This window comes from Noviluteimonas lactosilytica (genome assembly GCF_020866925.1).
In the GTDB taxonomy this organism is placed as follows: Bacteria; Pseudomonadota; Gammaproteobacteria; order Xanthomonadales; family Xanthomonadaceae; genus Noviluteimonas; species Noviluteimonas lactosilytica.
The window spans coordinates 221,505-244,756 of the sequence record NZ_JAJGAK010000004.1; the positions used below are offsets into that span (position 1 = coordinate 221,505).

Genomic DNA, 23,252 nt, shown 5'->3' on the forward strand with positions numbered 1-23,252 from the left:
CGCGGAGCCTAGCAGAGGACGACGTACAGCAACTCGCTCGCGCGGCCGTCGGCGCCGAGCGCGCGGACGCAGACGCGACGCGGGCCATCGTGGCGGGGGAGCCGCAGGCTGACGCTGCGCGCGCCGGGTTCGCCGTCGCGCAAGGCGTGCCACGCGCCGCGGAACACGTCGCCGTCGTGCGCGGGGTCGATGCTCCAATCGACGACCGGCTCGCCGAAGTCGTCGCCGAGTTGCACGTTCACCCATTCGAAGTCGGGCGCGCTGCGCGAACGACGGCGGTCGACGCATGCACGCGCGAGCCCGTCGATGGGCGCGAAACCGCGCGGATCGATGCGCAGCACGGGGCCGCGTTCGGCGCGCGGCAGGCAGCGGATCGCCTGCACCTCCACGCGCAGGTCGCCGCGCCCGGCCAGTTGCTGGCCGAGCAGCGGCGCGACGTGCCAGCCGAGGACGACGACGCGGTCGTAGCGGCCGTGTTCGCGGCGGGTGATCGCGCGGCACACCGTCGCCTCGCCGGTGCGGCGATCGGGGGCATCGACCCAGACGAGCGTGCGTTCGCCGTCGCGTCGTACTTCGCCCAGCACGACGTCCGCGCCCGCGCGCCGGCGACCGGTCGGCGTGGCCATCGACGCCGTTTCCACGAGCGGCTTCGCACCGTAGGCCACCAGCGCGGCGTGCATTGCCGCGAGCGGTTGGGCGGCGGCGTTGCGGCGCATCCATTCGGCGGGCGTCGCGCCGACCGCATCGATGCGGAAGCGCGTGTCGCCGCGCAGCAACAAGCTGCGACGCAGCGCCGCGCACGCGGTGGCATCGCGGACGCATGCGATCCAGTGCGCGTCCTTCGTCGTTGTCTTCGTCTCCGAAGCGAGCGCGGGCAAGCGCGATGCGTCTTCCGCGAGCAGCAGCGTCGTCGCGTCTGCATGTGGCTCGACGTCCGTATCGCGCAACGTGTAGGCATCCAATACGAGTTGCACGATCGAGGCTTCGTCCGGCGCGACGCGCAATGCGAGCGCCGCCGACGGTGCAACCTTGCGCAAGAGCGCCAGGCACGGGGCCCAGCGCGCGAGCCGTGCGGGCAGCGCGTCGCCATCGCACGCCGGGTGCAGGTCGACGACGACGCGCCCGATGCGAGGCGCGCGGCATTCGCGTTGTTCGGCGAGCAGCGCCGCGACCGACAACGCCGGCACGCCGCACAACACGCGCCGCGATGGAGCGCCCGTGTCCGTTGCGGCGTCGCCGGGCACGTCGATCCATTCCACGGGAACGGCGCGTTCGCGCTGTCGTCCGTGCGTGGAATCCACGAGTCGCTGCGCCTGGCGCCGGCCGTGCGCGACGATTCGCGGAAGTCGTTCGAGAAGGGAGGTGGCCATCGCGATTGCCTGCGTTGAACCTGATTGGTTCAACGAGCATAACGCGATACTTGCAAGGCCTTCGCGCGCTTGCGCCTAACGTCGGCGCCATGAAAAGCGAGCAAGCCCTGTTCGGTGAGCGACTGCGAAATGCGGTGAAGGCCGCAGGTTATGCGGAGAGTCCGTCGGAACTCGCACGACTCCTTACGCGCCATGGCGGTGATCCCACGACGCCGCAAGCGATTTCCCGTTGGCTGCACGGAAAGAGCATGCCGCGCCAGCGCAATCTCAAAGCGTTGGCGCAATTGCTCCGTATCGAACCAACCGCATTGCAGTACGGAACCGACACCACTTCCCGCGTTCGCGAGTCGCGCACCGAATTCCGCATCAGTGCGCCGGATCAGCATGCGATCGACGCTTTCCTCGTTTTGCCGGCAAAGGCCCGCAAGATCGTGCGCGACCTGATCGAGCACCTCGGGGAAGAGCGCGAGCGGAAACGCTGACGGCTTCCGCCGAGGGCGTCACTCCGCTTCCGGGCACTCCGTCGGAATGAAGAGCACGCCTTGCGGCCATTCGATCGGCAGCTTGCGCGATTCGCTCATCTCGACGGCGTGGCAGTAGAACGGCGCCAAGCCGATCTCCTTGCGGCGCGCATCGAGGTTGGCCGGATCCTCGATGTCGAAGCGCAGCGTCTTGGCCGGCGTGACCTCGGGATTCAACGCGTAGGCCTGCGGTTGCTTCTGCTGCATGCGATTGCGATCGACCAGGCGCGAAAGCGCGCCGCCATTCGCTTCGCCGGCGAGCACCGCCTCCTTCATCGCCGCCGCGGCGGCGACCTGGAAGTCCGGGCTCATGTCGGCGTGCTGCGCCATGAGCCACGCGTGCATCGCACCTTCCTTGCCCACTTCGGACTGCTTCGGCCAGTTGCACTGCGCGACGACTTCGCGCATCCACGCGGTGTTGTCGCGATCGGTGCGCAGCGCGATGTCGAGTGCGTTCTTGTCGGAGGGGTTGGCCATCAACGCCTTGCGTGCGGCCTGATCGGCATTGGCGTGCGTCGCGAGTGCTTCGCGAAGTGCGGCAGGTGTGCAATCGACTGCGAGCGCAGAAGACGACAGCAAACTCGCGACGACCGCGAACGCGACGCGTCTGTTCAACATACAGGAGGCATTCCCGCGTCGTTCCAAGAGCATTTCCGATTCCCCTGCGCCAAAGCGCGTACGCGATGAAGGCTAGCAGATGCGCACGGAGCGAGCTTTCGTGGTGCAGCATCTAAGGCCAGCGCGCACGCTCGGCGTCATGACACGAGAACTGGATTTTTCAAAAGGACGTCGCGGACCGGTGCTTCCGATTCCGCAGGGCAAGACTCGCATCACCATCTATATCGACGATGAAGTATTGGACATGTTTCGCGAGCAGGCCGACAGGGCAGGTCGCGGATACCAAGGGGCGATGAACAACGCATTGCGTCAATCGTTGGGCTTGCCGCCGACGGACGACGCAACGCGCTGACGCTTACGCCTCCCCCCGCTCCCGCGCAATCGCCCGCCACCCGATGTCGTGCCGGTGGAACTCGCCGTGCCACGAAATCCCGGCGACTTCCGCGTACGCGCGCTGCTGCGCTTCGGCCACGGTGTCGCCCAGCGCGACGACGCACAGGACGCGGCCGCCGGAGGTGACGACGTGTTCGCCTTCCACGCGCGTGCCGGCGTGGAAGACCTTGGTGTTCTCGACGTCCGGCGTGTCCCAGGTGTTGATGATGTCGCCCAGGCGCGGCGTGCCGGGGTAGTGCTCGGCGGCCATCACGACGCCCAGCGACATGCGCGGGTCCCAGTCGGCCTGCGCGCGGTCGAGTCTGCCGTCGATGGCGGCTTCGACGAGATCCACGAGGTCGGAGCGCAGGCGCATCATCACCGGCTGCGTTTCCGGGTCGCCGAAGCGCACGTTGAATTCGATGACCTTCGGCGCGCCGGACTTGTCGATCATCAGGCCCGCGTAGAGGAAGCCGGTGAACGGGACGCCGTCGGCGATCATGCCGCGCACGGTGGGTTCGACGACTTCGCGCATCACGCGCGCATGCACCTCGGGCGTGACCACCGGCGCGGGCGAATATGCGCCCATGCCGCCGGTGTTCGGGCCGGTGTCGCCGTCGTGCACGCGCTTGTGGTCCTGCGACGTCGCCATCGGCAGCGCGGTCTTGCCGTCGACCATCGAGATGAAGCTCGCTTCTTCGCCGTCGAGGAATTCCTCGATGACGACGCGCGCGCCGGCGGCGCCGAAGGCTTCGCCCGACAGCATGTCTTCGATCGCGTGTTCGGCTTCCTCGAGCGTCATCGCGACGATCACGCCCTTGCCGGCCGCGAGGCCGTCGGCCTTCACCACGATCGGCGCGCCCTTCTCGCGCACGTACGCCAATGCTTCGTCGATCTTCGTATGCACCGCGTAATACGCGGTCGGAATCCCGTGCCGCGCGAGGAAGTCCTTAGCGAACGCCTTGCTGCCTTCGAGCTGCGCCGCCGCGGCGGTCGGGCCGAAGATGCGATGCCCCGCGGCGCGGAAGCGATCGACCACGCCGAGCACGAGCGGCTGCTCGGGACCGACCACCGTCAGCGTCACGCCCTCGCGCTCGACGAGCGCAAGCAGGCCGTCGATGTCCTTCGCGTCGACGCCGGCGTTGCGGCACTTCGCCTCGGTCGCCGTGCCCGCGTTGCCCGGGGCCACGATCACTTCGGAAACCCGCGGGGACTGCGCGATCTTCCACGCCAGCGCGTGTTCGCGACCGCCGGAACCGATGACGAGGATCTTCATGCGCTGCTCCTGGCGAGTGCGTTGGACGTCAGTGGCGGAAGTGGCGGATACCGGTGAACACCATCGCGATGTCGTGCTCGTCCGCGGCGGCGATCACTTCGTTGTCGCGCATCGACCCGCCCGGCTGGATCACCGCACGGATGCCGGCGGCGGCCGCGGCGTCGATGCCGTCGCGGAAGGGGAAGAACGCGTCGGAGGCCATCGCCGAGCCCGGCACGACCAGGCCCGCTTCGTCGGCCTTGAGCGCGGCGATCTTCGCCGACACCACGCGGCTCATCTGGCCCGCGCCGATGCCGACGGTGCGTCCGTCCTTCGCGTACACGATCGCGTTGGACTTCACGTACTTGGCCACGCGCCAGGCGAACAGCAGATCGTTCAATTCGGTCGGCGTCGGCGCGCGTTTCGTGACGACCTTGAGTTCGTCGCGCGTCACTTCGCGGATGTCGGCGGTCTGCATCAGCAGGCCGGAACCGACGCGCTTGACGTCGGCGTTGTTCTTGCCCCAACCGTGCGGGATGCGCAGCACGCGCACGTTGGCCTTCTTCTTCGCGTATTCGAGCGCGCCCGGCTCGTAGTCCGGCGCGATCAGCACTTCGACGAACTGGCGGTCGAGGATGGTCTTTGCCGTCGCCGCATCGAGCGTGCGATTGAAGGCGATGATGCCGCCGAACGCGGACGTCGGGTCGGTGCCGTAGGCGAGTTCGTACGCCGCCGCGTTGTCGGCCGCTTCGGCGACGCCGCACGGATTGGCATGCTTCACGATCACGCATGCGGTGCCTTCGAACTGGCGCACGCATTCCCACGCTGCGTCGCTGTCGGCGAGGTTGTTGAACGAGAGTTCCTTGCCCTGCAGCTGCGTGAACGTCGCCAGCGTGCCCGGCACCGGCCACAGGTCGCGGTAGAACGCGGCCTGCTGGTGCGGGTTCTCGCCGTAGCGCAGGTCCATCACCTTCACGAAGTTGCTGTTCTGCTGCGCAGGGAAATGACTGCGCGTGCCGTCTTCGTTGATCGACGACAGGTAGTCGCTGATGAACGCGTCGTACTGCGCCACGCGATTGAACGCGGCCACCGACATCGCGAAGCGCGTGCGCGCCGACAGCGTGGCGTCGTTGCCCTGCAATTCTTCGACCAGCGACGCGTACTGCGCCGGATCGGTCGCCACCGCCACGCGCGCGAAATTCTTCGCCGCCGAACGCAGCATCGCCGGGCCGCCGATGTCGATGTTCTCGACGATCTCGTCCATGGTGCTGTCCGGATTCGCCGCGACCTTTTCGAACGGGTACAGGTTCAGCACCAGCAGATCGATCGGCGCGATGCCGTGATCGGCCATCACCGCATCGTCGGTGCCGCTGCGACCGAGCAGGCCACCGTGCACCAGCGGATGCAGCGTCTTGACGCGACCGTCCATCATTTCCGGGAACTGCGTGAGTTCGCTGACGTCGCGGACCGCCAGGCCCGCGTCGCGCAGCGCCTTCGCGGTACCGCCGGTGGAAATCAGTTCGACGCCGAGCGCGGCGAGCGCGCGGGCGAGGTCGGTGAGGCCCGTCTTGTCGGACACGGACAACAGGGCCCGGCGCACGGGCAGGCGATCGGCGGTCATGCGGCAGCGGAACCGGGGGTGTGGGGCCGCGAATTATAGCGGCGTGGCGGCGGCGCCCCGTGTGCGGGCCTCAACCGAGGCCGTAATCCCGCAGTTTCTTGCGCAGCGTGGCGCGATGGATGCCCAGCATCGTGGCCGCGCGGCTCTGGTTGCCTTCGCAATGGTTGAGCACTTCGGCGAACAGCGGGATCTCGAGCTCGCGCAGCGCGATGTTGTACAGATCCTGGGTTTCGCAGCCGTCCATGTCGCGCAGGTAGCGGCGCACGGAATTCGCGACGTGCTCGCGCAACGGCGGACGAGGCTTCTCTTGTCGATCAGCGGCGGCGTTCAAACGACTTCCCCTACGCGTTGGTGCTGCGCCCGCCCTGGCAACGGGACGGCGAGTCTAGCGCGGCGCCCGCCACCATGCACGGCTGGCGAACGACCGCTCAGCGGAATTCGAAACTGAAAGCGACCACGCCAGGCGCAGGTTCGACGACGGCGAGGGAGACCGCCGCGGTCTGTCCTGGTGCAAGGGTGGGTTGGGTGCCCGCGGCGTCGCCGAGGTACTCCTTCGCAGTAAACGCGCGCGTGCCGAGAACACGGCCATCGATGTCCGACAGGCTCACCACCAATCGCGGCCACGCCTGCGACCAACGCGCATCGTTTCGGAAACTCGCATCGATCTGCAGCGTACCTGCTGCAACCGGATGCGGGCGCACGTCGCGACTGAGCATGGTGAACGCGTCAGGTTCGCGCCACGCGGGAACACTGCAACGCAACATGCCGCATAGCGCACCGATGGTCGGTCGCCAGCGCGCATCGGCGGCCAGCGCATCGCGTTGCGCGAGCAACAGTTGCACCGCCAGCAACAATGCGAGGCCACCGATGGCGGCGATCGACTGCCATCGTGCGGGCATCGCCGCACGCAGCCCGCTGCGCGCGCGGGCGAAGCTGGGCGCGGGCGCGCCGCGGCGCACGAGTGGCGGCGTGACTTTCGGTGGCGGCGGTGGTGTCGGTGGTGGCGGCGTCGGCGGTGTCGGTTGCACGTCGGCGAACAGGGCTTCGACGACGGCGGGTTCGACGACGGTTTCGACGTTGGCGGCGACGATCGGTTCGGGCTGCGCGGCGACGATCGAATCCGGCTGCGCGGCGAGTGCGGCTTCGACGGGCGTGGGTGCGAGTGTCGCGACTTCGGTCGGCACTGCCACGGGCGTCGGTGCTTCGATATTCGTGTCGGCCGGCGTCGACTCGGGCGTTGCAGCGGCCGCGCGTTTCGCGGCGCGCTCGCGCAACGACGGCACCGGTTTGACCGTCGCTTTCTTGCGTTCCGGTGTTTCGACGGGCAACGGTTCAGGCGTTGCCGCCGCGGGTTTCGCCTTCGGCTCGGGCTTCAGCGACTTCGCCCATGCCGCGATGCGCGCGGACAACGAAGGGCCCGCGGGTTTCGGTGCAGGCGTGGGTTTTGGCGCGGCCTTCGGCGCAGGCGTCGTGGTCGGTGTCGCTTCCGCCGCGTCCTCGTGCGTCGCGCGTTTGCGTCGCGCAGGTTTTTCGGCTGCCGGCTTCGCGACGATCTCTTTCGTTTTCGCGCGCGGCTTGCGTGGCGCTTTTTGCGCCATCGCGGCGATGAAGTCGTCGGCGCTGGGTGTCGTTGGCGCAGGCGATTCGGCGGGCGGCGGCGCGGGCTCCGTCGCGATCGGCGCCGGTTGCATCGGGGCCGGTTGAATCGGTACTACCGGTTGAATCGGCGCAGCCGGCGCAGCTTCGACCGACGCAGCTTCGACCGGCGCAGCTTCGACCGGCACAGCTTCGACGTGCTTCTTCCTTCCGAGCGCGGCTTCCGCCTGCTTCGGCTCGACTGGCGCCGACTCGACCGGCACCGAATCGACCGGCGCGACTTCCGCTTCTGCCTGCGACTCCATCTCCTTGCCGCACTTCGGGCACGCCGCAGGCGGCCGACCCGTGCGCGGGTCGACGCCGACCAGGAACTGGCAATGGGGACACAGGACGAACATGCGGCTATTCAAGCACGCTCGTTGCGTGAACGGATCAGGCCGCGCGCACGCCGTCGATGCGAATCCAGTCACCTTCCTGCGCAACCGCGAGCGAATCGAACCATTCGCCGTAACGGTCCAGCAGTGCGTCCTCCTGGCCGGCGAGGATCCCCGACAGGGCGATCCGCCCGCCGGGGGCGACGCGCGAAGCGAGGATGTCGGCCAGCGCATCGAGCGCGGAGGCGAGGATGTTCGCGACGACGAGCGGGTATTGCGCCGGCGGTTCGTCGTCGGGCAGGAACACGTTCATGCGTTCGTCGACGCCGTTGCGCTGCGCATTGTCCTGCGTGGCGATCAGCGCCTGCGGATCGTTGTCGACGCCGACCGCGCGCGCCGCGCCGAGCTTCAGCGCCGCGAGCGCGAGGATGCCCGAGCCGCAACCGAAGTCGAGCACGGTGCGGCCTTCGAGTTCGCCGGCTTCGGCGAGGGCATCGAGCCATTGCAGGCACAGCGACGTCGTCGGATGCGTGCCCGAGCCGAACGCGAGGCCCGGATCGAGTCGCACGACGGCGGCGTCATGCTGCTGCGCTTCGACGGGCAACTCGCGATTCCAAGGCACGATCCACGTGCGCGCACCGAAGGCGAGCGGCACGTACTGGTCCATCCACGCGCGTTCCCAATCCTGGTCCTCGACCTTGCGGAAGCTCGCGCGAGACCAGTCGAGCTCGTGGTCGAAGGCTTCCAGCGCGGCGAGCAGCACCAATGCGTCGGCGTCGGCTTCGAACAGCGCCGACAGCGAGATCTCGCCCCACAGCGGCGTTTCGCCGACGCCGGGTTCGAGGATCGCGCGTTCGTTGGGGGTGTCGATGTCCGCGTCGAGCAGCGTCACCGCGAGGGCGCCGACGTCCTCCAGCGCGCGCTCGTAGCGCGGCTGGTCCTGTTCGCGGCATTGCAGCGTGAGTTCTAGCCAGGGCATGGCGGGCAGTTTACCCGCCGCCGTGTCAGCGACCCAGCAAACCCTTCAGCAGCTTCTTGGTCTTGGATTCCTGCGGCTGCTGCGGCGCCTCGCCTTCGTCGTTGACCTGCTGCATCGAGCCCATGTCGAGGCCGAGCATCGCCGTCGCGGTCGACTTGTTGCGCACGCGCACGTTCCATTCCGGATTCCACGCCGCGGCGAGCTTCGGATCGCTGGGCTTGGGCGGATATACGAAGTGCGACTCGGGGCCGAAGGCGATCATCTGCAGCATGCCGCCGGCGCCCTGGCCGCCGTTGCTGGCGAAGATGCCCTTCGGGACCGCGCACGAGGTGACGCTCGGCGCGAGCAGCACCTTCTCCTTGATCCACTTGTCGACGGTCGACGGCGGCAGGTAATCCATGATGCCCATGCCCGCGTCCGGCGTTTCGGAGCTGCTCCACAGCACCATCGCGTCGTCCTGCATGCCCATCGCGCTGAGGAAGTAACCATTCGCGCGATCGACCGCGGGCCACTTGTACGTCAGGCCCGATTCGACCGAACCGGTCTTGCTCAGCGCGATCTGCGGCATGAAGTCCTGCGTGCGCGTGAGTTCGAACTGCAGCGACTCCGGCACCTTCTCGCCGACGATCTTGTGATTACCGACGAGCGAGCCGTTCGCCGGCACCATCTTGCGCAGCTTCTCGTTCGGCCACAGCGCGTAGCGCGGGTCGACGTCGACGGTGCGATCGGGCGCGTAGCGACCCTGCATCGCGGTGCCCCACTTGGAGGTGTCGCCGATGACCTTGCCGTCCTTCACTTCGAACTTGATTTCCCGCGGCTGGCCCGGGCGCACTTCGAGGCCGCAACCCCAATAGATCAGGATGCGCGCCTTCGCGTTGCCGTCGGCGCGGCCGTAGGTGTTGCCGCCGAGTTCGGGCTTCGCTTCGGCCTTCGGCGGCAGCAGCGGCAACGACTTGCCGAGCTGCATGCCGGTCGGAATGAGGTCTTCGGCTTCCTTGCCGGGGTTGAGCTGGTTGAGCATCGCGATGTCGACGTACTTGCCGGGCAAGCCGGAATAGCGCGCCGACCCGTAGTGGTTCTGCATCGCGTCGCCACCGAACATGCGCGCCGCAACACCGCCCATGCCGCTGGACATGTTGGGCATGCCGGGCATCGCGTGCGTGCCGACGTCCAGCCACAGCTGCGTCTTCGGCGACTTGCCCTGCTGGCTCGCGGCCGGCAGTGCGAGCAGCGCGCCGACGATGAGGACGGCGAGCGCGGCGCGGCGAACGTTGCGGAACTTCGGGGACAGCGTGATGTGCGAGCGATACATGCGAACCTCGGCGACGTAACACGGGAGCGAAAAACGCGGGAACGAAAAAACACCCGCAGTTCGGCGGGTGCATGGTTTCAAACGCCGCATTGGCGAAAAACCGGCCACTCGTCGGCGACGGCCGGGTTGTGAAGGCGTTCAGCTTTCGCCGGCTTCCGCGCGTTCCTGCGCCTGCCGCGCGAGGATCCAGTCGCGTCGCCGCCGCAACAGGCGCACGCCGCCATGCAGGTACCAGAGGCTGAAGACGATCGTCAGTCCGATCAGCAACAGGTGCCCGCGATCGCGCAACATCGCATCGGGGAAGCGATGCACCAGCCACCACGACACGCCCTGGAATGCGACCGCGAGCGGCATCAGCAACACGATGTTGTCGCGCTGGTCGCGGACGATGTCGTCGTGCAGCAATCGTTCTTCCGGCGTCGCGAAGTCGTGCGCCTGCCTGCGCACCACGCGCAGGTCCCACGCGTACAGGCCCCACACCGCGAGCGCGTAGCACGCATTGAGCGCGAACCACGCGCGCGGATCGGACACCTGCGTCAGCGCCGCCGCTTCGATCAGCGTCGCGCCGAAATAACCGAAGGTGTGCCCGAACTCGAGCGGCCAGCCGATGAAGCTCAGCGTGTGGATGAGCGAACGCGACCAGAAGATCAGCACCACCAGCAGGCCGGTGAAGACGTACGGCCAGGCTTCCCATTCGAGCCGCACCATCGGGCCGACCGCCGCGCCCGCGAGCACCGCGAGTGCGAGGCCCTGGATGATGGAGATGAGCGTCAGCTCGATGCCGACGACGGTCTTGTCGAGTTCGGTCCTGGCGATGCGGCGGTGCTCTTGCATCTCGACCCCCGTAAGCAAGGAACCCGCCGAGGCGGGGTCCATGCATCAAACGATCGACAGCGACTTCTCTTTCCGTTCCGCGAGCCGCTTTTCGAGGTAGTGGATGTTCTGTCCACCCTGCTGGAAGCCGCCGTCGGCGAGGATGCGTTGCTGCAGCGGGATGTTCGTCTTGATGCCGTCGACGACCATTTCGCTCAGCGCCACGCGCATGCGCGCGATCGCGGTCGCGCGGTCGGGGCCGTGCACGATGAGCTTGCCGATCATCGAGTCGTAGTTCGACGGGACGCGGTAGCTCTCGTAGATGTGGCTGTCGACGCGCACGCCCGGGCCGCCCGGAGCGTGGAAGTGCTGGATCAGGCCGGGGCAGGGCATGAACGTGTCCGGATCTTCGGCATTGATGCGGCACTCGATCGCGTGGCCGTTCAACACGATGTCTTCCTGCCTGATCGACAGCTTGTGGCCGGCGGCGATCATCAACTGTTCGCGCACGAGGTCGATGCCCGTGACCATCTCGGTCACCGGATGTTCGACCTGGATGCGGGTGTTCATCTCGATGAAGTAGAAGCGCCCGTTTTCGTAGAGGAACTCGAACGTGCCCGCGCCGCGATAGCCGATGCGGATGCACGCTTCCACGCACACGCGGCCGATTTCCGCGCGCTGTTCCGGCGTGATGCCGGGAGCTGGCGCTTCCTCGACGACCTTCTGGTGGCGGCGCTGCATCGAACAGTCGCGTTCGCCGAGGTGGATCGCGTTGCCCTGGCCGTCGGCGAGGACCTGGATCTCCACGTGGCGCGGGTTCTCCAGGAACTTCTCCATGTAGACCATGTCGTTGCTGAAGGCCGCCTTCGCTTCGGTCTTCGTGGTCTGGATGGCGTTGTGCAGGTGCGCTTCGGTGTGGACCACGCGCATGCCGCGGCCACCGCCGCCGCCCGCGGCTTTCACGATCACCGGGTAGCCGATCTCGCGCGCGATCTTGACGTTGGTCGCCGGATCGTCGCCGAGCGGACCGCCGCTGCCGGGCACGCACGGCACGCCGGCGGCCTTCATCGCGCGGATCGCTTCGACCTTGTCGCCCATCAGGCGGATCGTGTCGGCCTTCGGGCCGATGAACACGAAGCCCGACTGCTCGACGCGTTCGGCGAAGTCCGCGTTCTCGCTGAGGAAGCCGTAGCCCGGGTGGATCGCCTGTGCGTCGGTGACTTCCGCCGCGGCGATGATCGAGGCCATGTTCAAGTACGAATCGGTCGACGGCGCGGGGCCGATGCACACCGATTCGTCGGCCATGGCGACGTGCTTGAGATTGCGGTCGACGGTGGAATGCACCGCGACCGTGCGGATGCCGAGCGCGTGGCACGCGCGCAGGATGCGCAGCGCGATTTCGCCCCGGTTCGCGATAACGACTTTATCGAGCATCACGACAACCTCAGCCGATGACGAACAGGGGTTCGTCGAATTCGATCGGCTGGCCGCTCTCGACCAACACCTTCAGCACCGTGCCCGACACGTCGGCTTCGATGGGGTTGAACATCTTCATCGCTTCGATGATGCCCAGCGTGTCGCCGGCCTTGACGGCCTGGCCGACGGTGACGAACGCGGGCTTGTCCGGCGACGGCGAGGCGTAGAACGTGCCGACCATCGGCGCGCGGACGATGTGGCCTTCCGGCAGGTCGGAGGACGGCTTGGGGTGGCCGCCGCTCGCGGCGTCGGTCGGGCCCGCCATCGGCATGACCGCCGGGCGCGATTCGACATGCATCGGCATCGCCATCTGCGGCGCGGCGACGGCCACGCCGCCGCGCGGCACGCGCGCCAGGCGGACGGACTCTTCGCCTTCCTTGATTTCGATCTCGGCGAGGTTCGATTCTTCGAGGAGATCGATGAGCTTCTTGATTTTGCGCAGGTCCATGGCGGGCCTCAGGGTGCGGTGTTGACGGGGGCGAGCCGCACGAGGGCGGCATCGAGCGCGAGTCGGTAGCTCGCCGCGCCGAACCCCGCGACGACGCCGACGGCGAGGTCGCTGAAGTAGCTGGTGCGGCGGAACGGTTCCCGCGCGTGCGGATTGGAGAGGTGCACTTCGATGAAGGGCAGCGCGACGGCGGCCAGCGCATCGCGCAGGGCCACCGAGGTGTGGGTGAACGCGGCGGGGTTCACCAGCGCGAAAGCGGTGCCGTCGTCGCGGGCCTGCTGGATGCGGTCGACCAGGACGTGCTCGGCGTTGGACTGCACGGACTCGAGGTCGTGGCCCGCGGCGCGCGCGCGCGCGGCGAGATCGGCGTCGATCTCGGCGAGGGTCGTGCGGCCATAGACCTCCGGCTCGCGCGTGCCGAGCAGGTTGAGGTTTGGGCCATGCAGGACCAGCAGCTTCGCCATTCGATCTCGGCGCGCCATGCGGGAAGGGGAGGCGAAGTCTGGCCGAACCCTTCCCGGGTGTCCAGAAGCTAGATCGCAGTTCTCTACCGTATCGGCGAAGTTCGCAGGACTTATGCCGACCTTTGAGTAGGCCCTCTAATCCTTTGCCCAGCCTGCAATTTCCCCTTCCTCGAAGGGGCCGATCCGCTGCTTCAGCAACCGCCCGTCGGCAGACACCAGTGCCGAATAGGGCAGGACGCCCTTGGGGTTGCCCAGGCGGACGCCGGCGTCGGCCGGTCCGGGGGCATCGACGAGGATCGGGTAGGTCACGCCCGTCCGCTCGATGAAGGCGCGCACGGCGTCGATATCATCCAGCGCGATGCCGACCACCTGGACGCCGTTGTCGCCTTCGGCCTTCGCGAAGGATTGAAGCGCGGGCATCTCGGTGATGCACGGGCCGCACCAGCTCGCCCAGACATTGACGAGGACCGGGCGGCCCTTGAACGCCGCGGGCAGTTCGACCTGGCTGCGGTCGAGGCTGTGCAACGCGAAGGTCGGGATCACGTCGCCGCGCCTGGCGACTTCGATGCCCGCGGGCGGCGCGGGCGCCGTCGCCTGCGCGGCGGAGTTCAGCGCGCGCTGGCCGACTTCGGTGCGCCACAAGGGACCGGGGCCGGTGGTCAGCAGGCTCGCGACGACGCCGAGGGCGCCCGCGGCGAAGGCGATGAGCACCACCTTCGTCGTCGTGTTCACTTCGCGGCTCCGCTTCGAGCGCGTTCGACGAACTTGTCCGCTTCCTCGAACCCCGTCAGCCGCAGACCGCGGCGCTCTTCACCATCGCGGAAGAACAGCGACATCGGCGGACCGATGATGCCGAAGCGCTGCATCAGCGCCTGGTCGGCCTCGTCGTTCGCGGTGACATCGGCTTGCAGCAGCACGTAACCGCGCAGCGCCTCGTGCACCTTCGGCTGGGTGAAGACGTACTTCTCCATCTCCTTGCAGCTCACGCACCAGTCGGCATAGAAGTCGAGCATCACCGGCTGGTCGTTCGCGCGCGCCGCGGCGAGTTCGCGATCCAGGTCCTCGACCGACTTGATGCGCTTGAACGCCACGGCCTCGCGCTTCTCGCCGACGATGCCCGACAACGGCTGCAGCGGATCGTGCCCGCCCGCCATCGCGCCGAGCAGTTGCGCCGCGCCGACGACGCCGAGCACCACGGAGGCGAATCGCGCCGCGAGTTTCGTTCGCGGCTTCACGCCGAGCGTGAACACCCACGTCGCCGCGCCGAGCGCCAGCAGGCCCCACAGCGCGAGCGTCGCCGCCGCCGGCAACACGCGCGACAACATCCAGATCGCCAGGCCGAGGAACACGAAGCCGAACACGCGCTGCACCGTCATCATCCACGGCCCGCTGGTCGGCATGCCCTTGCCCGCGGCGACACCGAACGCGACCAGCGGCGCGCCCATGCCGAGGGCGAGCAGGAACAACGCCGCGCCGCCGAACACCGGATCGCGCGTCTGCGCGATGTACAACACCGCGCCCATCAGCGGCGGCGCGACGCACGGCCCGACGATCAGCGCCGACAACGCGCCCATCGCCGCCACGCCCCACCACGAACCGCCGCGCTGGCGATCGCTCGCCGCACCGAGGCGCGAACGCAGCGCCGCCGGCAACTGCAGTTCGTACACCCCGAACATCGACAGCGCGAGCAGCACGAACAACGCCGCGAACGCACCGAGCACCCACACGTTCTGCATCCATGCCTGCAGGTTCGCCGCCGCACCGAGCATGCCCGCGAGCACGCCCGCGATGGTGAACACCACTGCGCTCGACAACACGTACACCATCGACAGCGAGAACCCGCGCGCCGCGCCGATGCGCTTGCCGCTTCCCGCGATCAGCCCCGACAGGATCGGCACCATCGGCAACACGCACGGCGTGAACGCGAGCCCCAGCCCGTACACGAAAAACAACGCGAGCGCCCACGTGCGCTTGCTGCCGATCAGACTGCGCGCGAGGCGCTGGTCTTCCGCGATCGGTGCGCCGTCGTCGGCGAGGGCCGCGCCAGCGACACCATCGCCATTCGCAGCCGACACCATGCCCGCGGGCAACGACACCGGCACCGCACGCGTCATCACCGGATAGCAAATGCCGCCGTCCTGGCAGCCCTGGAACGAGACATGCAGCGTGCCCTCGACCGCACCCGCATGCGCGCGCTGCACCGGCACCTTCACGTCGACGGGATCGAAGTACACGACGACTTCGCCGAAATGCTCGTCGCGATGTTGTTTGCCCGCCGGCCATTGCGGCGCGCGCAACGCGATGCCGTCGCCTTCTTCGATGCGCATCTGCGTCTTGTCGCGATAGATGTAATAGCCCGGCGCCGGCGTCATGCGCACGAGCAACGCGTCGCCACCGTCGGCGATCGCTTCGATGTTGAACGCCTGTTCCGCCGGCAATGGCTCGCCCTTTGCGGCGCCGAACAACGATGGTCCCTGCTGCGCCGGCGCACCGAGCAATCCCGCCACGGGCGAAGGCGAAGGCAGCGACACCTGCAGCGTGCGCGTCTGCGGCGGATAGCACACGCCGACGTCCGCGCACCCCTGGTACTTCACCTTCAACGTCACCGTTCGTGCATCGGCCGCGGCGGTGCCGGCGAACGTGGCCTGCAATTGCGTGCGATAGGTTTCGACGTCGCCGAAGAATTCGTCGCGCTTGTGCTTGCCCGGCGGCATTTCGAGCGTGCCGTCGAAGCCCGTCGCCGACACGCTCGTGCGGTGGCGATAGAGGTAATAGCCGGGCGCGATCTTCCAGGTCAGCGCGATCGCATCGCGCGACGTGGCCTGCGCCTCGAGCGCGAAGGCCTGGTCGACGGGCAGCAGGTCCTTTTCGTCGACCGCGTGCGCGGACCACGACAGCGCGCCCAGCAGGAGGGCGAGCGAGAGCTTCGCGGCGTGTTTCCAGGGCATCGTCATCGGCGGGGGATCGTCAGTCGGCGGAAGGATCGGCTTCGCGCGCGATCCATTGCAGGTAGGCGGGCAGGCCACCGGCTTCGACCGCGAGGATCTCCGGCAGTTCGTAGGGATGCAGCGCGACGATGCGCGCCTGCAGTTCGGCCAGTTGCACGGGCACGGTCTTGGCCATCAGCAACACTTCGTCGGCGTGTTCGATCGCGCCTTCCCAGCGATACGTCGAACGCATGCCCGGCAACACGCTCACGCACGCGGCGAGGCGCGCATGCACGAGTTCATCGGCGATGCGTTGCGCGGTCTCGGCGTCGGGGCAGGCGGTGAAGCAGAGCAGGGCGGTCACGGCGGGGCGCGGTCGAGGGGCGCCATAGGGTACCCGCGCGGCCCGGCCGGGCCGAGTGCCTCGTCAGTAAGGCGCGGTCAGTCGAGGCTGTCGTAGTACGCGTCGGCCGTCATGAGGGACTTCGCGCGCGGGCGCCCGGTGCGCTGGCTCGCGAGTTCTTCCATGAGTTCGACCAGCGCCAGGCGCGCGCGCACCGGGGCTTCGCGGAAGGCGACGAGCAGGCGTTGCTCGAGCGCGTCGTCGACCAGCAGCGCGTCGACCGCGGAAACCGAATCGAGCACGGTCTCGCGCGACGGCGCCATCTGCCCGCGGCCGGTGGCGAGCCACTCGAACTGCACGCCGGTGACCATCGAGATTTCGCGAAGGTGCTTGACGCTCGGGTTCTTGCCCTGCGGCGCCTCCCAATGGCTCACCGCACTGCGCTGCACGCCCACGGCCTGGGCGAGCTGCGTCTGCGACATCGCGGCGTGGCGCCTTGCGAGGCGGATGCGTTGCTGGGAAGTCATGGTGCTCTACGTCGAAAAATCAGCGCGGTGTGAAGGCGTGGTCCGCACGTTACACAGCCGAACCGGCCGTATGAAGGGAAGTTGTGACCAATGCTCACCGGGTGAATGATAATGGCATCAACATGTCTACTTTTGGTAGCGGCAGCGAACGGGAATCTGGAACCAGCGATGTAACCACCGGTTTTCGCTACCGCATTTAGCGGGTTTGCGGCCGCCACCACGCTTCACAACGGCGACGGAGTCCGCAATCCTGCGCGTGTCGAATGGACCATCGGCAGCAAAGGACTGGGGGCGGGGGACGGTGAGGGATCACCAGCCACGGAGCGGCAACTCCTGACCCAGGGGCGCGCACGGCCACGTGCGCGCCCTTTTTTCTTTCTTGCGCGCACGTTTTGCGGGACCCCTCCCGGCCCTTCCCCCTGTGTTCGCCGGTTGAAGGGGTCCCCAAGCTTTTTACGTGGATCTTCCCGAGCCCTTGAAAGATCCCGCGCGCGTCCGCAAATGACTCGCCGTCCCGGTGTTCCGGGTCTCTTTTGGCCGCGACTTTGGCACTCGCTTTCCGCGACTGCTAGAATTCGCGCCCTTTCCTCAACCACTTCAACCACTTGCGAGGGTTGTACATGAACATCAAGCCGCTCTACGACCGCGTGGTCATCAAGCGCATGGAAGAAGAAAAAATGTCGGCCGGCGGGATCGTGATCCCGGACTCGGCGACCGAGAAGCCGATCAAGGGTGAAGTCGTCGCCGTCGGCGAAGGCAAGGTCCTCGACAACGGCAGCGTGCGGACCCCGAAGGTCAAGGCCGGCGACAAGGTGCTGTTCGGCAAGTACAGCGGCACCGAAGTGAAGCTCGACGGCACCGAATACCTGGTCGTGAAGGAAGACGACATCCTCGCCGTCATCGGCTGAGCGTCGCCCTTCGCATCGCAAAGAACACAAGAATTCATCTACTGAGGTAATCCGCAATGGCTGCCAAGGAAATTCGTTTCGGTGAGGACGCGCGCGCGAAGATGGTGCGCGGCGTCAACGTGCTCGCCAATGCCGTCAAGGCCACCCTCGGCCCGAAGGGCCGCAACGTCGTGCTCGAGAAGAGCTTCGGCGCCCCGACGATCACCAAGGACGGCGTCTCCGTCGCCAAGGAAATCGAGCTCGCCGACAAGTTCGAGAACATGGGCGCGCAGATGGTGAAGGAAGTCGCTTCGAAGACTTCCGACAACGCCGGCGACGGCACCACCACCGCGACCGTGCTCGCGCAGGCGCTGATCCGCGAAGGCATGAAGGCGGTCGCCGCCGGAATGAACCCGATGGACCTCAAGCGCGGCATCGACAAGGCCGTGACCGCGGCCGTCGCCGAGCTGAAGAACATCAGCAAGCCGACCGCCGACGACAAGGCGATCGCGCAGGTCGGCACGATCTCGGCCAACTCGGACGAATCGATCGGCAACATCATTGCCGACGCGATGAAGAAGGTCGGCAAGGAAGGCGTCATCACCGTCGAGGAAGGCTCGGGCCTGGAGAACGAACTCGACGTCGTCGAGGGCATGCAGTTCGACCGCGGCTACCTCTCGCCGTACTTCATCAACAACCAGCAGTCGATGTCGGCCGAGCTGGATGATCCCTTCATCCTGCTGCACGACAAGAAGATCTCGAACGTCCGCGACCTGCTGCCCGTCCTCGAAGGCGTGGCGAAGGCCGGCAAGCCGCTGCTGATCGTCGCCGAAGAAGTCGAAGGCGAAGCGCTGGCGACCCTCGTCGTCAACACCATTCGCGGCATCGTGAAGGTGTGCGCGGTGAAGGCCCCGGGCTTCGGCGATCGTCGCAAGGCGATGCTGGAAGACATGGCGATCCTCACCGGCGGCACCGTGATCTCCGAGGAAGTCGGCCTCTCGCTCGAGAAGGCGACGATCAAGGACCTCGGCCGCGCGAAGAAGGTGCAGGTCTCCAAGGAGAACACCACGATCATCGACGGCGCCGGCGAAACCGGTGGCATCGAAGCGCGCATCAAGCAGATCAAGGCGCAGATCGAGGAGACCTCCTCGGACTACGACCGCGAGAAGCTGCAGGAGCGCGTCGCGAAGCTCGCCGGCGGCGTGGCCGTGATCAAGGTCGGCGCCTCGACCGAAATCGAAATGAAGGAAAAGAAGGCCCGCGTCGAAGACGCCCTGCACGCCACGCGTGCGGCGGTGGAAGAAGGCGTGGTCCCGGGCGGCGGCGTCGCCCTGATCCGCGCGCTGGCCTCGGTCGGCAAGCTCACGGGCGCCAACGAAGACCAGAACCACGGCATCCAGATCGCCCTGCGTTCGATGGAAGCCCCGTTGCGCGAAATCGTCACCAACGCCGGTGAAGAGCCGTCGGTCGTGCTGAACAAGGTCAAGGAAGGCCAGGGCAACTTCGGCTACAACGCGCAGACCGGCGAGTTCGGCGACATGGTTGCCATGGGCATCCTCGACCCGACCAAGGTCACCCGCACCGCGCTGCAGAACGCGGCCTCGATCGCCGGTCTGATGATCACGACCGAAGCGATGGTGGCCGAGCTGCCGAAGAAGGACGAACCGGCCATGCCGGGCGGCGGCATGGGCGGAATGGGCGGTATGGATTTCTGATTTCGCAAAGCGAAATCAGACATTTGCGCAGCGCCATCCCCGACTTTCCCCGCCTTCGGCGGGGAACCGCCCCCAACTAGGGGGCTAGTCCAAAGAGCCGCTGCTCCAGATGCCGCTGCACCACGAAAGGCCCGCGAAAGCGGGCCTTTCCATTTGGTTCCGGCAACCGGGCGTATCTTTGAACCGTCGAGCCCCGCAGAGGTAAATACGGGCGACAGGAGGGTCAGGATGGCGCAAGGCCCATGGAACGAGGGCCCCGACCGCGGGACGCCGCGCGGGGCGGAGCGATCCATCGCCATGGACGAAGCCGATCTCATCGGTCTCGTGGCGATGGAGGACGTGCGCGCCTTCGAGGCGCTGTATCGCGCCTACTACCCGAGACTCCGCCGTTTCCTGCGCGGCATGTTGCGCCAGTCGACGATGGTGGACGAAGTGCTCGACGACACGATGCTCGTAGCGTGGCGGAAGGCCCATACGTTCGATGCGACGTCGCGCGTGTCGACGTGGCTGTTCGCGATCGCCTACCGCCAGGCGTTGAAGGCGCTGCGGCGCGTGGACTGGTCGCTCCCCGATCCCATCGACGAACCCGCGGCGCCGCGCGATGCCGAACCCGACCACGAACTCGAGCACCGGCAACTGCGCGAACGCCTGGATGCCGTCCTCGTGCAGCTGTCGCCGGAACACCGCGCGGTGATCGACCTGACCTACTTCCACGGTTGCAGCTGCAAGGAGATCGCCGACATCGTCGGTTGCCCGGTGGCGACGGTGAAGACGCGCATGTTCTACGCGCGTCGCCACATGAAGGCGCTGCTCGGCGATGAAGGAGCGCAGGCGCTATGAACGGTCGCATCCTCTCCTTCGAAGGCCACGCGCATCGCGACGTCGAACGGCTGCTGCCGTGGTACGCCAACGCGACGCTCGATGACGACGAAACCGCGCAGGTCGAACGTCACCTCGCCGATTGCGCGTCGTGCCGCGCCGAACTCGCCGCCGTGCGTGCGGTGATCGATGCGAACGACGCGATGCAACCGGCCGACGATCCGCGCGACGCCGATCGCGCGTGGTCGCACATGCGCCAACGGCTGCATGCCGCGCGCCGCGCACCGTCGACGCGCTTCGACCTGGGTCGCGTGCGCGACGGATGGAACGGTTCGGCGCCGTGGATGCGGATCGCACTCGCCGCGCAATGCGCCGCCGTCGTCGTGCTCGCCGCCTTCCTCCTGCGCACCGAGCCGGCACCGCAACCGCAGACCTTCCACACCCTGTCGGCCACGCCTTCGCCGGTGTCGTCGCAGGACACCTTGCTCGTCGTGTTCGACCCGCGCCTGACCGATGCGCAATTGCGGGAATTGCTCGGCGCGAACCACGCACGCATCGTGGACGGGCCGAACGCGACGGGCGCCTTCCTCGTGGCCACGCCTCCGGGCCAGGCCGAACCCGTGCGCAATGCACTGCGCGCATCGCCCGGCGTGGCGATGGCCGAGCGTCTTGCGCCGCCGGAATGAAACGCGTGCGCTGGCTGCTCCTCCTGCTGCTCGCCCTGCTTTCCGGCGGCGCGCTCGCCGCGCAGCCCGACGCTTCGTACGACCACGACACATCGCGCGACGTCCTGCTGATGCTGCGCGCCCCCGCCGCGCACGCGACGCCGGAGGCCGGTTACATCGGCGACTACCGCAACGCGCCGGGCCACAAGGCGCGCGCACGCATCGCGCGCAAGCTCGCCGCCGCACACGGCATGGCGCTGCGCACGGATTGGCCGATGCCCGCGCTCGGCCTGGATTGCTACGTGCTCGAAGCGAAGGACGCGCAATCCGCCGAACAGGCCGTCGCTTCGCTTGCATCGGATCCGCGCGTCGAATCCGTGCAGTCGATGCAGCGCTTCGATTCGCTCGCGGCAGGCCAGGACCCCTTGTATCCCGCGCAGCCCGCGGGCGTGGCGTGGAAACTGGACGAACTGCACGCCTTCGCGACCGGGCGCGGCGTCACCGTCGCGGTGATCGACAGCGGCATCGCCGCGTCGCACGCCGACCTGCGCGGACAGATTTCAGAATCCCGCGACTTCGTCGCCGACGACAACGCACGTCGTGCGATTCCAGAGACGCACGGCACCGAGGTCGCGGGCCTGATCGCGGCGCGCGCCGGCAATGCACTCGGCATCGCCGGCGTCGCACCCGACGCCAGGCTGCTCGCGCTGCGCGCGTGCTGGCAGGCGAACGGCAAGGGGCGCGCGCAATGCAACACGTTCACGCTCGCCAAGGCCCTGCAGTTCGCGATCGACAGTCGCGCGCAGGTGATCAACCTCAGCCTCGGCGGTCCGCGCGACGTGCTGCTGTCGCGCTTGGTCGACGTTGCGATGCAGCGCGGCGCGGCGGTGGTCGCCGCCGTCGATCCGCGCGCGGCCGACGGCGGTTTTCCCGCGTCGCATCCGGGCGTGGTCGCGGTCGCGGGCGATGCCTCGCGCGCGCTGCCGTTCCGCGCCTTCCTCGCGCCGGCCGACGCCCTGCCGACCACGACGGTCGATGGCGGATGGGGACTCGTCGGTGGCACGTCCTTCGCCGCCGCGCAGGTGAGCGGCCTGGTCGCGTTGCTGCGCGACGCCGCCCCGCGCCTGCGCAGTGCTGCAGTGCGTGACGCACTCGCGCCCGGACCTGCGCTAGGCTCCGCTGCGGCGCGACCCCTGTCGATCGACGCCTGCGCCGCCTTCGCGCGCGCCGGCCCCGGATGTGCCTGCGGATGCAGGCTCGCCGATGCACAGGAGACGCCGCGCCACTGAGAGCGCGCAGTGCGGCGGATCGCCACGGAGCGTTGGAAGGGACTGCGATGCGCGCTCGCCGCGCTCGCGTGCCTTTGCGCGTTCGATGCGGCCGCGCAGGTTTCCGGCACCGTCGGCGTCGTGTCCGACTATCGCTATCGCGGCTACTCGCTGAGCGACGGCGATCCCGCCGTGCAGGCGAGCGTCGCGTACGACTGGGCGCAAGGTGCGTATACAGGCCTGTTCGCATCGAGCGCGGATTACGGCGGCGAGAGCGGTGTGCAGTTCGTGCCGTACTTCGGCTACGCGCGTCGCGACGCGCAGGGGCGCAGCTGGGACGTCGGCGTGCGTTACTCGCATTTCAGCGCGAACGACGAAGCCGACTACGTCGAAGTGCACGGCGGCGTGGCCTGGCGTCGCGCCGCGTTGCGCATGCATTACGCGCCCGACTACTTCGGACAGGTGTCCAACGTCTATGTCGAACTCGACGGCAGTGTGCCGTTCGGGGAACGCTGGCGCTGGTTGTGGCACGTGGGCGTTGCGCACAGCGGGCGCGGGGCGAACGCCTACGACCCCACGCCCGAGACGCCCGGCGGAGGCTCCGGAGGCGGCGGCGGAGACTACGACCCGAACAACGCACGCCCCGCGCGCGCCTTCTATTACAGCGAAGAACTCCGCGACGACGATCGCACGCGCATCGACGTGCGCACCGGCGTGTCCTTCACCACGCGCGCGTGCGATGTGCAACTGACCTGGCAATCGATCGACGGCGAGGACGCCACCGCGTACGCCGTCCCGTGGAATCCGCGCGACCGCTCGGGCTGGGTCCTGGGCTGCGTGTATCGCTGGTAACGACATCGCTGGTACCGACAAGGAATCGCC

24 protein-coding genes are annotated in these 23,252 nt (G+C 67.8%); 8 read left to right on the forward strand and 16 right to left on the reverse strand.

Annotated features, from left to right (window positions below):
• Positions 1-8 precede the first annotated feature (8 nt).
• Positions 9-1,370 carry a hypothetical protein gene (locus tag LK996_RS15065; protein ID WP_230528188.1) on the reverse strand — a complete coding sequence of 454 codons (1,362 nt, stop codon included), beginning with the start codon at positions 1,368-1,370 and terminating at the stop codon, positions 9-11.
• 89 nt (positions 1,371-1,459) lie between these two features.
• Between LK996_RS15065 and LK996_RS15070 the strand changes: the two genes are divergently transcribed.
• Entirely contained in the window at positions 1,460-1,852 is a 393-nt protein-coding gene (locus LK996_RS15070) for a helix-turn-helix domain-containing protein (RefSeq protein WP_230528189.1), read from the forward strand.
• Positions 1,853-1,870: 18 nt separating this feature from the next.
• On the opposite strand, the gene LK996_RS15075 is transcribed toward LK996_RS15070, so the two are convergent.
• Positions 1,871-2,509, reverse strand: a complete 639-nt coding sequence (locus tag LK996_RS15075) for a DUF6624 domain-containing protein (protein ID WP_230528190.1) — start codon at positions 2,507-2,509, stop codon at positions 1,871-1,873.
• A gap of 100 nt (positions 2,510-2,609) precedes the next feature.
• On the opposite strand from LK996_RS15075, the gene LK996_RS15080 reads away from it, so the two are divergent.
• On the forward strand, positions 2,610-2,861 hold the full coding sequence (locus tag LK996_RS15080) for a BrnA antitoxin family protein (RefSeq protein WP_230528191.1): 252 nt from the start codon (positions 2,610-2,612) through the stop codon (positions 2,859-2,861).
• Between the two features lie 3 nt (positions 2,862-2,864).
• Here LK996_RS15080 and purD read toward each other — a convergent pair whose 3' ends face one another.
• From purD to LK996_RS15155, 14 genes are all read right to left on the reverse strand, one after another.
• On the reverse strand, positions 2,865-4,157 hold the full coding sequence (purD, locus tag LK996_RS15085) for a phosphoribosylamine--glycine ligase (RefSeq protein ID WP_230528192.1): 1,293 nt from the start codon (positions 4,155-4,157) through the stop codon (positions 2,865-2,867).
• A gap of 28 nt (positions 4,158-4,185) precedes the next feature.
• Positions 4,186-5,757 (reverse strand): bifunctional phosphoribosylaminoimidazolecarboxamide formyltransferase/IMP cyclohydrolase, encoded by a 1,572-nt coding sequence (purH, locus tag LK996_RS15090; protein WP_230528193.1) that lies wholly within the window; start codon positions 5,755-5,757, stop codon positions 4,186-4,188.
• Positions 5,758-5,827: 70 nt separating this feature from the next.
• Positions 5,828-6,088, reverse strand: a complete 261-nt coding sequence (gene fis, locus LK996_RS15095) for a DNA-binding transcriptional regulator Fis (protein ID WP_230528194.1) — start codon at positions 6,086-6,088, stop codon at positions 5,828-5,830.
• Positions 6,089-6,185: 97 nt separating this feature from the next.
• Complete coding sequence (locus LK996_RS16640) at positions 6,186-7,751, reverse strand: DUF3426 domain-containing protein (RefSeq protein ID WP_305068732.1); 1,566 nt, start codon at positions 7,749-7,751, stop codon at positions 6,186-6,188.
• Positions 7,752-7,785: 34 nt separating this feature from the next.
• Positions 7,786-8,706 carry a 50S ribosomal protein L11 methyltransferase gene (prmA, locus tag LK996_RS15110; protein ID WP_230528195.1) on the reverse strand — a complete coding sequence of 307 codons (921 nt, stop codon included), beginning with the start codon at positions 8,704-8,706 and terminating at the stop codon, positions 7,786-7,788.
• 25 nt (positions 8,707-8,731) lie between these two features.
• Positions 8,732-10,018, reverse strand: coding sequence for a hypothetical protein (locus tag LK996_RS15115; RefSeq protein ID WP_230528196.1), 1,287 nt, complete (start codon positions 10,016-10,018; stop codon positions 8,732-8,734).
• 138 nt (positions 10,019-10,156) lie between these two features.
• Positions 10,157-10,852 (reverse strand): hypothetical protein, encoded by a 696-nt coding sequence (locus tag LK996_RS15120; protein ID WP_230528197.1) that lies wholly within the window; start codon positions 10,850-10,852, stop codon positions 10,157-10,159.
• Between the two features lie 45 nt (positions 10,853-10,897).
• A complete protein-coding gene (gene accC / locus LK996_RS15125) occupies positions 10,898-12,265 on the reverse strand; it encodes an acetyl-CoA carboxylase biotin carboxylase subunit (protein ID WP_230528198.1) in 1,368 nt (455 codons plus the stop codon).
• A gap of 10 nt (positions 12,266-12,275) precedes the next feature.
• Positions 12,276-12,755, reverse strand: coding sequence for an acetyl-CoA carboxylase biotin carboxyl carrier protein (accB, locus tag LK996_RS15130; protein ID WP_230528199.1), 480 nt, complete (start codon positions 12,753-12,755; stop codon positions 12,276-12,278).
• A gap of 8 nt (positions 12,756-12,763) precedes the next feature.
• Positions 12,764-13,219, reverse strand: a complete 456-nt coding sequence (gene aroQ / locus LK996_RS15135) for a type II 3-dehydroquinate dehydratase (RefSeq protein ID WP_230528200.1) — start codon at positions 13,217-13,219, stop codon at positions 12,764-12,766.
• Between the two features lie 135 nt (positions 13,220-13,354).
• Positions 13,355-13,951: a TlpA disulfide reductase family protein gene (locus LK996_RS15140; protein WP_230528201.1), complete on the reverse strand. Its 597-nt coding sequence runs from the start codon at positions 13,949-13,951 to the stop codon at positions 13,355-13,357.
• Entirely contained in the window at positions 13,948-16,173 is a 2,226-nt protein-coding gene (locus LK996_RS15145; protein ID WP_230528202.1) for a protein-disulfide reductase DsbD, read from the reverse strand. Before LK996_RS15145 ends, LK996_RS15140 begins: the two co-directional genes overlap by 4 nt.
• A gap of 13 nt (positions 16,174-16,186) precedes the next feature.
• Positions 16,187-16,510 carry a divalent-cation tolerance protein CutA gene (gene cutA, locus LK996_RS15150; protein ID WP_230528203.1) on the reverse strand — a complete coding sequence of 108 codons (324 nt, stop codon included), beginning with the start codon at positions 16,508-16,510 and terminating at the stop codon, positions 16,187-16,189.
• A 77-nt stretch (positions 16,511-16,587) separates the two neighbouring features.
• Positions 16,588-17,016, reverse strand: a complete 429-nt coding sequence (locus LK996_RS15155; protein WP_230528204.1) for a helix-turn-helix domain-containing protein — start codon at positions 17,014-17,016, stop codon at positions 16,588-16,590.
• A gap of 620 nt (positions 17,017-17,636) precedes the next feature.
• Between LK996_RS15155 and groES the strand changes: the two genes are divergently transcribed.
• The 6 genes from groES to LK996_RS15185 all read left to right on the forward strand — a co-directional run bounded on the left by groES (position 17,637) and on the right by LK996_RS15185 (position 23,222).
• On the forward strand, positions 17,637-17,924 hold the full coding sequence (groES, locus tag LK996_RS15160; protein WP_230528205.1) for a co-chaperone GroES: 288 nt from the start codon (positions 17,637-17,639) through the stop codon (positions 17,922-17,924).
• A gap of 56 nt (positions 17,925-17,980) precedes the next feature.
• The gene (gene groL / locus LK996_RS15165; RefSeq protein WP_230528206.1) at positions 17,981-19,618 is read left to right on the forward strand and encodes a chaperonin GroEL; all 1,638 of its coding nucleotides are present in this window, start codon (positions 17,981-17,983) and stop codon (positions 19,616-19,618) included.
• Positions 19,619-19,915: 297 nt separating this feature from the next.
• Positions 19,916-20,458, forward strand: a complete 543-nt coding sequence (locus LK996_RS15170; protein WP_230528207.1) for an RNA polymerase sigma factor — start codon at positions 19,916-19,918, stop codon at positions 20,456-20,458.
• Positions 20,455-21,123 carry a zf-HC2 domain-containing protein gene (locus LK996_RS15175; protein WP_230528208.1) on the forward strand — a complete coding sequence of 223 codons (669 nt, stop codon included), beginning with the start codon at positions 20,455-20,457 and terminating at the stop codon, positions 21,121-21,123. The genes LK996_RS15170 and LK996_RS15175 overlap by 4 nt, the downstream gene beginning before the upstream one ends.
• 5 nt (positions 21,124-21,128) lie before the next feature.
• Positions 21,129-22,391 (forward strand): S8 family peptidase, encoded by a 1,263-nt coding sequence (locus LK996_RS15180; RefSeq protein ID WP_230528209.1) that lies wholly within the window; start codon positions 21,129-21,131, stop codon positions 22,389-22,391.
• Positions 22,392-22,400: 9 nt separating this feature from the next.
• On the forward strand, positions 22,401-23,222 hold the full coding sequence (locus tag LK996_RS15185; RefSeq protein ID WP_230528210.1) for a TorF family putative porin: 822 nt from the start codon (positions 22,401-22,403) through the stop codon (positions 23,220-23,222).
• Positions 23,223-23,252 lie beyond the last annotated feature (30 nt).